The 13,034-nt window shown below is 43.2% G+C and carries 10 protein-coding genes; 7 read left to right on the forward strand and 3 right to left on the reverse strand.

Features of this window, described 5'->3' with window-relative positions; genetic code table 11:
• Positions 1-39 precede the first annotated feature (39 nt).
• The gene (metG, locus tag EV695_RS13935) at positions 40-2,175 is read left to right on the forward strand and encodes a methionine--tRNA ligase (protein ID WP_131906589.1); all 2,136 of its coding nucleotides are present in this window, start codon (positions 40-42) and stop codon (positions 2,173-2,175) included.
• 127 nt (positions 2,176-2,302) lie between these two features.
• Here metG and EV695_RS13940 read toward each other — a convergent pair whose 3' ends face one another.
• Both EV695_RS13940 and EV695_RS13945 read right to left on the reverse strand, forming a co-directional pair.
• Complete coding sequence (locus tag EV695_RS13940; protein ID WP_131906590.1) at positions 2,303-2,854, reverse strand: hemerythrin domain-containing protein; 552 nt, start codon at positions 2,852-2,854, stop codon at positions 2,303-2,305.
• 125 nt (positions 2,855-2,979) lie between these two features.
• Positions 2,980-3,960 carry a DUF3179 domain-containing protein gene (locus EV695_RS13945; RefSeq protein WP_131906591.1) on the reverse strand — a complete coding sequence of 327 codons (981 nt, stop codon included), beginning with the start codon at positions 3,958-3,960 and terminating at the stop codon, positions 2,980-2,982.
• 318 nt (positions 3,961-4,278) lie between these two features.
• On the opposite strand from EV695_RS13945, the gene EV695_RS13950 reads away from it, so the two are divergent.
• The 6 genes from EV695_RS13950 (at position 4,279) to EV695_RS13975 (ending at position 12,258) form a co-directional block, all read left to right on the forward strand.
• Positions 4,279-5,532, forward strand: coding sequence for a sarcosine oxidase subunit beta family protein (locus tag EV695_RS13950; protein ID WP_131906592.1), 1,254 nt, complete (start codon positions 4,279-4,281; stop codon positions 5,530-5,532).
• Positions 5,532-5,870, forward strand: a complete 339-nt coding sequence (locus EV695_RS13955) for a sarcosine oxidase subunit delta (RefSeq protein ID WP_131906593.1) — start codon at positions 5,532-5,534, stop codon at positions 5,868-5,870. Before EV695_RS13950 ends, EV695_RS13955 begins: the two co-directional genes overlap by 1 nt.
• Entirely contained in the window at positions 5,867-8,902 is a 3,036-nt protein-coding gene (locus tag EV695_RS13960) for a sarcosine oxidase subunit alpha family protein (protein WP_131906594.1), read from the forward strand. Before EV695_RS13955 ends, EV695_RS13960 begins: the two co-directional genes overlap by 4 nt.
• Before the next feature lie 60 nt (positions 8,903-8,962).
• Complete coding sequence (locus EV695_RS13965) at positions 8,963-9,550, forward strand: sarcosine oxidase subunit gamma (protein WP_131906595.1); 588 nt, start codon at positions 8,963-8,965, stop codon at positions 9,548-9,550.
• A 354-nt stretch (positions 9,551-9,904) separates the two neighbouring features.
• Positions 9,905-11,125: an aminopeptidase P family protein gene (locus EV695_RS13970; protein WP_131906596.1), complete on the forward strand. Its 1,221-nt coding sequence runs from the start codon at positions 9,905-9,907 to the stop codon at positions 11,123-11,125.
• 101 nt (positions 11,126-11,226) lie between these two features.
• Positions 11,227-12,258 (forward strand): PDZ domain-containing protein, encoded by a 1,032-nt coding sequence (locus EV695_RS13975; RefSeq protein ID WP_165874715.1) that lies wholly within the window; start codon positions 11,227-11,229, stop codon positions 12,256-12,258.
• 91 nt (positions 12,259-12,349) lie between these two features.
• Here EV695_RS13975 and msrB read toward each other — a convergent pair whose 3' ends face one another.
• Positions 12,350-12,814, reverse strand: a complete 465-nt coding sequence (gene msrB, locus EV695_RS13980) for a peptide-methionine (R)-S-oxide reductase MsrB (RefSeq protein ID WP_207907125.1) — start codon at positions 12,812-12,814, stop codon at positions 12,350-12,352.
• Positions 12,815-13,034 lie beyond the last annotated feature (220 nt).

Here is a 13,034-nt window from a genome sequence, read left to right on the forward strand (position 1 = left end):
GTCTTTACTTCTTACAATTAGTCCTGAAAAATTAGCCTTATGAATCCCGTTGAAAAACCACGCAAAATACTGATTACCTCTGCTCTTCCTTATGCCAATGGACCGATCCATTTAGGCCATATGGTGGAGTATATCCAGACGGATATCTGGGCACGTTTCCAACGACTTCGAGGCAATAGCTGCATCTTTGCTTGGGCTGATGACGCACACGGCACACCGATCATGTTGCGCGCTCAACAAGAAGGTATCGAGCCGCAGGAACTCATCGACAAAATGAAGCAGGAACATGAGCGTGATTTCAATGATTTCCTGATCTCATACGACAACTTCCACACTACGCATTCTGAAGAAAATAAGTACTTCTCAGAAACCATTTATTTAGCCGCAAAAGCTAAAGGTAATATCGCGACCAAAACCATCAAACAGGCATACGACCCTGAAGCGAATATGTTTTTACCGGATCGCTTCATCAAAGGCGAATGCCCGAATTGTGGCACACCCGATCAATACGGTGATAACTGCGAGAGTTGTGGCGCAACTTATTCAACCACAGAAGTGGTTAACCCCTATTCTGTCGTTACTGGCGCAACCCCTATCGAAAAAGACAGTGAACATTATTTCTTTAAAATCAGCGACTATGCTGATTTTCTTAAAGAATGGGTAAATAGCGGCAGCGTTCAAAAAGAAATCGCTAACAAAATGAATGAATGGCTGGAAGACGGCCTGAATGATTGGGACATTTCTCGCGATGCACCTTACTGGGGCTTTAAAATTCCGGGTACTGAAGATAAATACTTTTATGTGTGGCTAGATGCGCCTATTGGCTATATCGCATCATTCAAAAACTACTGTGATCGTGAAGATGTCGATATCGATTTCGATGAGTACTGGAGTGCAGAAAGAAACCAGAACAATGAAACCGAGCTGTATCATTTCATTGGTAAAGATATCGCTTACTTTCATACTCTATTCTGGCCCGCAGTTTTAAAATCAGCAGATATGCGTTTACCTACAGCCGTTTTCTGTCACGGTTTCTTAAACGTGAATGGTCAGAAAATGTCTAAATCACGCGGCACCTTTATACAGGCACGCGTATTTCTTGATCACTTACCTGCTGAACCTTTGCGTTACTACTATGCGGCAAAACTAAGCAATACCGTTGACGATATCGACCTGAATTTAAAAGACTTCCAGCTACGTATTAATAGTGATCTGGTAGGAAAAGTCGTGAATATCGCCTCTCGTTGCGCAGGATTCATCAGCAAAAAGTTTGATGGAAAACTGTCTGCTACGCTTGCAGATGAAGCCTTGTATCAGCAATTTATTGATGCCAGCGACTCAATCGCACAAGCCTACGAAGACCGCCGTTACAGTAAGGCAATGCGTGAAATCATGGCTTTAGCTGATCTTGCTAATCAATACGTTGATGAAAAACAGCCATGGGTCTTAGCTAAAGATGAAACACGCCAGCAGGAAGTACAAGATATCTGTTCCTTAGGTATCAATATGTTCCGCGCGATCATTACCTACTTAAAACCTGTGTTACCTGAGTTGGCTGCGAAATCAGAAGATTTCCTGAATGCTGGCGAATTAAGCTGGAATGATATAGCCACCCCCCTACTTTCAAGCGAAATTAAGAAATTCAGACCGCTAATGACGCGAATCGAAGAAGATAAAGTAGATGCCATGCTGGAAGCGAATAAACTACTTTTGGCTGAAGCGGCAACGTTACAGGCGAAAACCAATACAAACAACACTGAGAAAGATACGGATACAAAAATGAGTGATGCTAGCGAATCTGCTACTAAGGCTACTAAAGAACAAGACCCAATCAGCCCAACCATCGAATTTGATGATTTCGCAAAGATTGATCTACGTGTGGTTAAGATTCTAAAAGCAGAACATGTGGAAGGTGCTGATAAATTACTTCAGCTGACACTCGATCTGGGCGAAGGTGAAAGCAAAGGTCAGCGCAACGTATTCGCAGGTATTAAATCTGCTTACGAGCCTGCTGAACTTGAAGGAAAGTTGACAGTCATGGTGGCTAATTTAGCACCACGAAAAATGCGTTTTGGTATGTCAGAAGGCATGGTATTAGCAGCCGGCCCTGGTGGCAAAGATATCTTCGTGCTTAATCCGGATGAAGGTGCTTTACCTGGAATGCGCGTTAAATAACGAGCCAACCTCGTCGAACTGAAATTCTAAAGTATGTTTAATCAATACGCATGAATGTTATGTGCGCTAACCTTATGCATATTATCAAAAACATACTTTAGATTTTTATAGTCCAATAGGACTTGAGCTAAGCTGCCTGTCCACTGATAGATTGATAAAGCACCTTGAAAGACTCTTCAATCTTATCCGTAAACAATGGATCAGATTCAGTCTCAATAAGCTCTTCGAGTAATTTCCAGTCTTTATCTTCCAAAGTCTTATTGATCAAGGGGAACACAACTGCTTCTTCCAGATTCATGTGCTCTCTTTCCAGATCAATGTATTCCTGAATTTTCTTCACCAACTCTTCACGACTGATAAAACCCAAGCCATTGATAGCTTCATTGAGCAATCGCTTAAACTTAATCGTTACATCAGGCATTTCTTCGTGCTGCTGAATTAGCGTTTTAAACACCTCAGCCTCGTCGCCAGAACGGTATTTGAAAACCTCAAACACCTTGTTTTCTCTGGGGTGATGAATCATATCAGGGTAGTTTTGAATATAAGTACTCGCGTCAAACATCAAAGCAAGTGCAACATCATCGCCTTCTGCAATGCGCTCCAGCTGAAGTTGCATAATATCTAGCACTTTAGCCAGGTTTATATGATCTTTTTGCAGTCCTTTCAATATCGAGTGCATCACCAAACTCCTGTTAGATTGATAGTAGTTAACACTTATACTAATACCAACGAGACTTTAAAAGTTTGACATAGGTTCGATATTGCTTAATTGATAATATTACTTAATTAAGATCATTATTAGGATCATTTAGCGCCTTTTACGAACTTATACACCTCGCCTTTAGGATGAAACGCATACCAGGCAAACCAGAAAGTATTGGTACTGGTCACCACTTCACCGTTTGCATTTTTGAAAGTCCCGCCTCTGTTTTCAACATCAAACTCAAGCGTTAATTCTTGCCCATCAACGCGATCGATTAGTGAAGTTTGTTGAGTTTCTGCAAAATATTTAGATAACTCCGCAAACGGATACACTTTTTGCTTATCGTTAATCGTAATTCCCAAGACTCTCTCTTTCGGGTGATAGCGTTTGCTTTTGAAAGCTACCGGAAAATAGACACTGACATCATTATCATAAGTACCATAAGGAGAGCGATTGTAATCTCGATTAAAGCCCGTGTCGTTAGAGAGCACTTTGGTGTCTGGATATTGCTTTTTCCACGATGCCCAACTGGTATGAGCAGATTGAATCACCTTCAGCTTCTTATTCACCAGTTCGCCACTTACGCCTTTTGACAGTATTTGTGACCAGAGTGTTTCTGTCTCTCGATCAAACAGCAACACGTCGCTATTATATAACAAGCCAGACACACCAAATTTATGTGCTTTACCTTCAAAATCAGCGTCGTAAACAATGCCACTTCCACATAAGGGGCAATAGGTTACCGCAACAGCTTTACCTGAGATCTCATCATTCACAATCTCATGCCAGTTTAATATTTTGATGGGATAAGCGCGTGCTTCTTCATCTCCTTTTTCTCCTACTACAATCCCCAAAACACGATCTGACTCTTTCAGGTAATCCACATCATCAGCGTTTAAAAAAGCAGGTTTATCAATGGAAGGAATCCCGTCACGTGGTGGCCCACCACGTAATATTTTATCCACTGGGATGATACTATTTTCAAGATCAAAACCATTCTTAACCGGTTTCGCAAGTGCGCTAGTCGACAACAAAACAGGCATTAACAGAGCCACAATATACAAGGTATGTTTAGATCGCATAAATCCTCTAATTACTTTTAATTGGTGTATTTATTAACGCTTACTGTATTCTTTATTTAAGTAAAAACGCATTATTTAACTAGATACGCACAAAACAGTGTATTAGTTGTAAATCTATAAGTAATAACAAAGCCACCCCCCACCTTTCAGGCTTTTTTTTATTCTATGTCGTTATAACGATACTTTAAGGCTCAGAAAAGTAATCGTTAAAATGGCAAAAAGTCAAAATGACAGGCACATGAGTCTGAATAGACTTACACTGTATTAATGATGATTATTTACAACCACGATTAACCATAAAACGCAGAGATAAAGATTATGCAGCATTACTCGGGCTTTGGCCTGTTAAAGCATGCCATGAGTCACCACGAAAACTGGCAACGTGTTTGGCGTAACCCTACCCCAAAAAAATCCTACGATGTGGTTATCGTCGGTGGTGGCGGACATGGTCTGGCAACCGCTTATTATTTAGCTAAAGAGTTCGGTATAACCAATGTCGCGGTTATCGAAAAAGGCTATTTAGGTGGTGGTAATACAGCAAGAAACACAACCATCGTGCGTTCCAATTATCTCTGGGATGAATCTGCGTTTTTGTACGAACACGCGATGAAGCTCTGGGAAGGCTTATCACAGGATTTAAACTACAACGTAATGTTTTCACAACGCGGCGTATTAAATCTAGGTCATACATTACAAGATATGCGAGACATTTCTCGACGCGTTAATGCCAATCGACTGAATGGTATAGACGGTGAAATGCTAGATGCACAACAGGTCAAAGAAATTGTACCTGATATGGATTGCAGCGCGAATCGCCGTTATCCAGTAATGGGCGCATCATGGCAACCTCGCGGAGGTGTCGCCAGACACGATGCAGTGGCATGGGGTTTCGCTCGCGGTGCTGATGCCCTGGGTGTTGATCTCATTCAGCAATGTGCAGTAGAAGGTTTCGAAATAGAAGATGGCACGGTTACGGGCGTCAAAACAACGCAATACGGCACTATCAAAGCAGGCAAAGTTGGTTGTGTGGTTGCGGGTAACTCCGGCGTACTTGCAGATATGGCGGGATTACGCCTGCCGCTTGAATCACATCCCTTGCAGGCATTAGTGTCTGAGCCGATAAAACCCATTTTAGATACCGTGGTAATGTCAAACCACGTGCATGGCTATGTCAGCCAATCCGATAAAGGTGATTTGGTGATTGGTGCGGGTATCGACGGCTATAACGGCTACGGCCAACGTGGTTCGTACCCAACAATAGAACACACTGTGTCTGCGATTTTAGAACTATTCCCTATTTTCAGTCGTGTTCGCATGAATCGACAATGGGGTGGAATTGTTGATACTACGCCTGATGCGTGTCCATTAATCAGTAAAACTGAAATTGAAAATCTCTATTTCAACTGCGGCTGGGGTACTGGCGGCTTTAAAGCCACACCGGGTTCCGGGCATGTTTTTGCAGCATCTCTGGCGAAAGGCGAAATGCACGAACTGGCAAAACCATTCTCAATCGATCGATTCAATACCGGCGCTTTAATCGATGAACACGGCGCAGCGGGGGTAGCACACTAATGTTCCTTATTTACTGTCCATATTGCGAAGAAGAACGCGCAGAAGAAGAATTTCATGCCTCTGGTGAAGCGCATATCGTGCGCCCTACTGATCCCGAGTCATTGAGTGATGAAGCATGGGGAGATTACGTTTTCTTCCGTAAAAATCCACGCGGTAATCACCACGAGTTATGGCAACACACCACGGGTTGCAGAAAATTCTTTTACATGACCCGCGACACCGCGACCTACGAAATCAAAGAAATTTACAAAGTCGGAGAACAACCAAAAGTTGCCACTGCACCTGCGGTTCCGAATAAATACGATCAATTCAGCAGTGAACAGGCGGTGAAAAAATGAGCCAGCCAAATAGAATTCAGGGAAACAACGCATCAGCACAAAGCCGTGTTGATGTGAGCAAACCAATTACCTTTAGCTTTAATAATAAACCATATACGGGCTATGCTGGCGATACCATCGCTTCGGCGCTATTAGCTAATGATGTTGATGTGGTTGGGCGAAGTTTCAAGTACGGAAGACCTCGTGGAATCGTTGCTGCCGGTGCGGAAGAACCCAATGCGATCCTGCAATTAGGGAAAACAGAAGCGACCCAGGTTCCCAATATTCGCGCCACTCAACAACTGATTTACGAAGGACTTGAATGCCATAGTACCAATGGCTGGCCTAGCACTGAGCGCGATGTGATGGGTGTCGTCGGTAAACTCTTCGGACGTTTTATGCCACCGGGTTTTTACTACAAAACCTTTATGGCACCCAGCAAGCTGTGGATGACTTACGAAAAAATGATTCGTAAAGGTGCGGGCTTGGGGCGTTCTCCCAAAGCGGTTGATCCCGATACTTATGAAACCATTAATCAACATGCCGATGTATTAGTCGTTGGTGGTGGCCCTGCAGGCATAACCGCCGCATTGAATGCTGCACGCACAGGTGCACGCGTGATACTGGCGGATGAACAAAACGAATTTGGTGGCAATCTATTAAGTCAGACTGATCTACTCGATGGTGCCCCTGCCCAGGATTGGATCGATAATTCAATCGATGAATTAGCAACGGCAGATAATGTAACACTACTAATAAATGCCACGGTTAATGGTTATCACGATCATAACTTCCTGACCATTCACGAACGCTGTACTGATCAAAGCTTTGATTTAGCGCCCGAAGGTGAAATTCGCCAAAGAATGCATCGAGTTCGTGCCAAACAAGTAATTCTCGCAACCGGCGCACATGAACGCCCCTTGGTATTTGGTAATAATGATATTCCGGGCTGTATGCTGGCCTCTGCGGTATCAACCTACATCAACCGTTATAACGTTGTACCCGGCAAAAAACTATTGTTGATGACGTCTAATGACAATGCGTACAACACCGCATTTGATTGGCATAACAGTGGTCGTCTCGTCAGAGCAATCATCGATACCCGTCCTGCGGCAGGAAAAACTGTGGTTAAAAAGGCCACAGATGCGGGTATCGAAATCATCTACTCCAGCGCTATCGTTCAGGCACAAGGTAACACTTGTATTAGTAATGCGATGGTTGCGCCTCTGGATGAAACCGGTGAAAAACTAAGCGGTAGTGTTAAGCAATATGATTGCGACACAATTGCAACCTCTAGCGGCTGGAACCCGGCGGTGCATTTATCCTGTCACACAGGCGGTCGCCCTACCTGGCGTGAAGATATTCAAGGCTTTGTTCCGGATAACTTCAATAAAAACATGATCGCAACCGGTGCGGGTAACGGTTTGTATCCGCTTACTGAGATTTTACAAGACGCGGCCTCTGCAGGCGCATTTGCCGCTAATGCCTGCGGCTTTAACGCGACTAAAACGAGCTATGCGAAAGCTGCAGTTGAAGACGTTGCACCATCCATGCCGATTTTTCATATTCCGCACTTTAAACCGACCAGTCGTGCACCGAAGCAGTTTGTTGATTTTCAGTTGGATGTAACCGCCGCAGGTATCGAACTTGCAGTTCAGGAAGGTTTTGAATCCATCGAACATGTAAAGCGTTATACCGCTTTAGGTTTCGGAACCGATCAAGGAAAGCTAAGCAATATCAATGGTATGGCGATTGCAGCTAAAAAATTAGGTAAGACGATACCAGAAACCGGCACCACTGTTTTCCGTCCTAATTACACACCTGTAACTTTCGGTGCGATCTCTGGTCGTAATGTGAACGAGTTTTTCGACATCGAACGCTATTCTGCCCTGCACACATGGCATGTGGAAAATGGCGCTGAGTTTGAAGATGTTGGCCAATGGAAACGCCCCTGGTACTTCCCGAAAGGTGAAGAATCCATGCACGAAGCGGTTAATCGCGAGTGTTTGGCAACCAGAAACGGCGTGGGTATTATTGATGCATCAACACTGGGTAAAATAGATATTCAGGGTCCGGACGCACGTGAATTCCTCAACAGGGTTTATACCAATGCCTGGAGCAAATTACCTGTCGGTCGTTGTCGCTATGGTTTGATGTGTGGCGAAGACGGCATGGTATTTGATGATGGCGTTACTTCATGCATTTCGGATAACCACTTTATCATGACGACCACTTCAGGTGGCGCAGCTCATGTATTCAACTGGTTGGAAATCTGGCATCAAACCGAATGGCCAGAGCTGGAAGTTTACTTCAATAGCGTCACCGATCAGTGGGCAACGCTTTCTATATCAGGCCCTAAAGCGCGACTATTACTGGGTGAGCTCACCGATATTGATCTTAATCCTGATACCTTCAAATTTATGGATTTACGTGAAGGCGTTGTCGCGGGTGTTCCTGCGCGTGTTTTCCGCATCTCATTTACTGGCGAACAATCCTACGAGATAAACGTGCAAGCCAACTATGCGCTAGCGGTCTGGGAAAAGTTATTCGAGCATGGTGCAAAATACGACATCACGCCTTACGGCACTGAAACCATGCACGTATTACGTGCTGAGAAAGGCTTCATCATCGTAGGTCAGGACACCGACGGATCGATGACACCTTATGATCTGGATATGGGCTGGGCGGTTTCACCCGCGAAAGAATTCAGCTTCCTGGGTAAACGCTCCTTAGCGCGTGAAGATACGGTCAAAGAAAACAGAAAGCAGTTAGTGGGATTAAAAACCACAGACGCCAAAACGGTTGCTCCAGAAGGATCGCAAATTGTCCTGGACCCGAATCAAAAAATTCCGATGACAATGGTCGGACACGTTACTTCCAGTTATTACAGCGCAGTGTTAGAGCGCAGTATTGCAATGGCGGTGATTAAAGGCGGCTTAGATAAAATGGGCGACAAGGTGTATATGCCACAAGCGGATGGAACAACCATAGAAGCAGAAATTTGCAGCCCTGTTTTCTATGATCCAAAGGGAGAACGTCAAAATGTTAAATAAAAACCGAGCAAGTAAAATGCTACTTTGCAAAAAAACGCCTCAAAGTACGGGGGTGGCTTTATGATGGAACTCAATCCCAAGGATACAAGCATTCAACGTTGTCTATCCATGCATCATGTATCGCAGAAACACCCTGCTGAAAGCGTTCACTACAGCTTGCAGGAAATGGCGCTTGGTCATTTGATGGTTCGTATTCCAGAGACGAATACAGACGCCATCAAAGCGATTAAATCAGTGATTGGTTTGGATTTACCAACACAGCCATTGTCATCGGTTGAAAACAATCACTTTGTGATTAACTGGATCGCACCCGATGAATTTTTGATTCTTACCGCGGATAAAACAGAGCATGCCTTAGAAGCTAAACTGCGCGAAGAAATGTCAGGACATTTTGCCATTGTGGATGTCAGCGGAGGTCAAACGGTATTATCTTTATCTGGCGAACGCGCTGAAAAAATCCTAAAGAAATCCAGTACTTACGATGTACATATCAGTAACTTTCCCATTGGAAAAGTAGTCACGACCGTATTTGCCAAATCACAGCTTGTGATGAGACGAACCGGTGCGGATAGTTTTCAACTGGTGGTTAGAAGAAGTTTCAGTGATTACATCTGGCAATGGATTGTCGATGCTGGTTCACGCGCATAGAATCAAACTTTAACAACGATTTTCAACTACTAATATCAACCACGAACAATAGAATTTAAACAACAACGCTAACGTTGGAAAACAAGCGAAGTCATGACTGTGGTTTGCTTTTGTATTTAATTTTTTTAAAACAAAGCAAAACCACAGTGATGTTTACTTACTTAGTCATTACTACAACAGCTTATTCAAGCTACAAATGACACCCCCCTACTTATGGGCACTTTTTTGTACATTACGTTGTGCTTTGTTTTGCGATGTTTTTGCAAGGTGTTTCACATAGCGCTTTTTGCATGGCGTTTTGCACATGATGTATTCATAAAGAACGGGGATTACGTTTAAAGAGGTTCATTACCAATGAATAAAAATGCGACACTAAATATGCCAAGCTACATCAACATTCCGAATGGCGAGGCGGTCAACCCAACATTTAGTAAACAGGAAATGCAGTCACGCGTCGACAAACTGCGCGTTCTGATGTCAACACTGAATATCGACAGTTGTCTGATGACATCGATTCACAATATCAACTATTACAGCGATTTCCTCTATTGCTCTTTTGGTCGCAAATATGGGCTTGTTATCAATCACGACACCCAAATTACAGTCACTGCAAACATAGATGGCGGGCAACCTTACCGTCGAACCTTTGGCGAAAACCTGGTTTATACCGATTGGCAGAACGATAATTTTTACAAAGCCAGCGCATCTTTAATCAAAGGAAAACAACGCGTTGGAATCGAATTTGATCAAGTTCCACTAGAGATTCTGGAAAAACTAAAACTAGCGATGCCGGAATCTGAGTTTGTCGATATCAGCGCCGGTGCCATGAAACTTCGTATGATCAAATCAGCTGAAGAAATTGCACACATCACCAAAATGACCGCGATTGCAGATATTGGTGGCGCAGCGTGTGTCGAAGCAATTGGTGTAGGTGTGCCAGAGCACGAAGTCGCATTGCATTCGACCCAGACAATGGTGCGTGAGATCGCCAAGGTATTCCCTGATGGCGAATTACTGGATACATGGACATGGTTCCAGTCGGGCATGAATACCGATGGTGCGCATAACCCAGTTACCTCTAAAAAAATCGAAAGTGGCGATATTTTAAGTTTGAACTGTTTCCCAATGGTTGCGGGTTATTATGTCGCGCTGGAACGAACATTGTTTTCGGAATCAGCCTCTGACGAACATCTACGCATGTGGGAAGTTAACTGCAAAGTACACGATGAAGGCAAAAAACTGATCGTACCTGGCGCACGCTGTTGCGATATCGCTTATGCATTGAATGAGATTTATGCAGAACACGATTTACTCCAATACCGTACTTTTGGTTATGGTCACTCCTTTGGTGTGTTGTGTCATTACTATGGTCGTGAAGCAGGTCTTGAGCTGCGCGAAGAAGTTGAAACAGTGCTCGAAAAAGACATGGTGGTTTCAATGGAGCCAATGATTATGCTGCCAGAAGGCATGCCAGGTGCAGGTGGTTATCGCGAACATGATATCCTGGTTCTGACTGATGATGGCGCGAATAATATTACGGGTTTCCCGTATGGGCCTGAGCACAATATTATCTAGCTTGATTGTTCTTCGTTTTAAAAACTCCCCCAAAGTGGGGGGGTGATTTTCAGCGAACTGTTTTATACTCATTCTATTGAATTGTGATATGAGTGATGAAAATGAAGAGAGTATTAAACAGTGCACTAAATTTTCGGATTAGAAAAATAATACCGCCCATTTTTTCCGTTGCGGCGATAGCGTTATTGACGGGCACTAGTCAGGCGCAAACTCCTGTTTTCCCACCAGAACAAGTATTCCCTCAAAACCCGATTCCTGCTTATCCGGTTTCACCAAACAACGCTTACAGCAATTCTTATGGTCAGATGAATCAGCCTAGTCTTCCGGGAAATTACTCAAGTAGTTTTCCAAATAATTTCACTAATAATTTCACGAATAACTTTCAAGGAAATCAGCAAGCTGCGACACAACCTTATCAAATCAATCAAAATCAACTGATTCAGACGCAGCCTCAAACCCTGACGCAATCACAGCTTCAGAAACCACCTCAAAAGCCTGAAAGAGAGTACTCAGGCTTTCTAGGTATTATTTTGGATATTTTACCCGAAGCCGTAATCGCGCAATTACCAGACGGCGTAACACAGGGTGTTCTGATTAAAGGTTTTTCAGACAATGCGCCAGCAGCAAGCAGTGAATTAAAGCCATACGATGTCATGTTTGCCTACGATGATATTAAACTTAACCACCCTGCCCAGTTCATCAAAATCGTTCGAGAAGATAAACCAGAACGTGAGGTAAAAATCAAAGTCGTTCGTAAAGGAGAAATTCTGGAGATTCCGGTTGTGATTGGCTCACAAAAAACACCTGACCCCAGAGAATTTAACAGCCTTGAAATTAGACAAATCGGTAATAATAAATTTCGCGCGATCGTGAGATTTGTTGGGTCAAACGGCAATAAACAAATACGTTCGTACGAAGGAAGCCGTTCACAAATTTTTGAGCAAGCTCATTATGCTCAGGATTTACCACAGGCAGAAAGACAGCAATTACTCAATGCAACACGCCCTATTTACAATAATTCAAATAACGACTTCGGTAACTTCTTTCCCTTTGGTGGCAATAATAACGGCTACAACAATGGTTACAATAATGGCGGTAACTTTATGAATCCACGTCGATATTTTAATTGGTAGAGACAGCAAATATAAAAAAACCACGTCCATATTTACTATGAACGTGGTTTTAAATTATCAATCTATGTTTTTCAGCTAAGCACTGAGCATCTTACTTAAATTCAAGCGCCAGTTTCTCGTATCCTGCTTGCTTAAGCTGATCTTTGGGAATGAATCGCAACGACGCTGAATTAATGCAATAGCGTAGGCCATTTGCACCTGGACCATCATCAAAAACGTGTCCTAAATGAGAGTCAGCAAATTTTGAACGAACCTCAACACGTGAATAAAACAGTGATTTATCGGCTTTTTCGACGATATTTGTAGCGACTAAAGGCTTGGTAAAACTCGGCCAGCCAGTTCCTGATTTATATTTATCTTTCGAACTGAACAAAGGTTCGCCAGAAACCACATCCACATAGATGCCTTCCTGCTTATTGTTCCAATACTCATTGGAAAATGCTCGCTCTGTCGCATCTCTTCGTGCCACATCGAACTGAATTTTAGTCAGGGTTTTCTTAAGTTCTGCATCGCTGGGGCGAACCCAATCAGCCGTTATATTTTTAATTGGAGCCATTTGATGCTGAGCATTCATTGCCGCATCTGCGCTAACGCTGGTAGGTTTATTGGCATAAACCGAAAATCCTACCCCTGATAGAAAAAGAGCTAAGCTACCATAAAGAAAAAACGTCTTAAACTTGCCTACTTGCATGTACTTATCCTCTTTCGAATTATCATAATTAGTTGAATTATTTAGATCAGCCATCTTGTATACGTTCAAATTCAAAACAACGGTT

The organism is Cocleimonas flava (assembly GCF_004339015.1).
GTDB lineage: Bacteria > Pseudomonadota > Gammaproteobacteria > Thiotrichales > Thiotrichaceae > Cocleimonas > Cocleimonas flava.

Excerpts from the sequence above, each read along its gene's own strand:
- metG (WP_131906589.1), top strand. The coding sequence starts at position 40 with ATGAATCCCGTTGAAAAACCACGCAAAATACTGATTACCTCTGCTCTT.
- EV695_RS13940 (WP_131906590.1), bottom strand. The coding sequence starts at position 2,854 with ATGCACTCGATATTGAAAGGACTGCAAAAAGATCATATAAACCTGGCT.
- EV695_RS13945 (WP_131906591.1), bottom strand. The coding sequence starts at position 3,960 with ATGCGATCTAAACATACCTTGTATATTGTGGCTCTGTTAATGCCTGTT.
- EV695_RS13950 (WP_131906592.1), top strand. The coding sequence starts at position 4,279 with ATGCAGCATTACTCGGGCTTTGGCCTGTTAAAGCATGCCATGAGTCAC.
- EV695_RS13955 (WP_131906593.1), top strand. The coding sequence starts at position 5,532 with ATGTTCCTTATTTACTGTCCATATTGCGAAGAAGAACGCGCAGAAGAA.
- EV695_RS13960 (WP_131906594.1), top strand. The coding sequence starts at position 5,867 with ATGAGCCAGCCAAATAGAATTCAGGGAAACAACGCATCAGCACAAAGC.
- EV695_RS13965 (WP_131906595.1), top strand. The coding sequence starts at position 8,963 with ATGATGGAACTCAATCCCAAGGATACAAGCATTCAACGTTGTCTATCC.
- EV695_RS13970 (WP_131906596.1), top strand. The coding sequence starts at position 9,905 with ATGAATAAAAATGCGACACTAAATATGCCAAGCTACATCAACATTCCG.
- EV695_RS13975 (WP_165874715.1), top strand. The coding sequence starts at position 11,227 with ATGAAGAGAGTATTAAACAGTGCACTAAATTTTCGGATTAGAAAAATA.
- msrB (WP_207907125.1), bottom strand. The coding sequence starts at position 12,814 with ATGGCTCCAATTAAAAATATAACGGCTGATTGGGTTCGCCCCAGCGAT.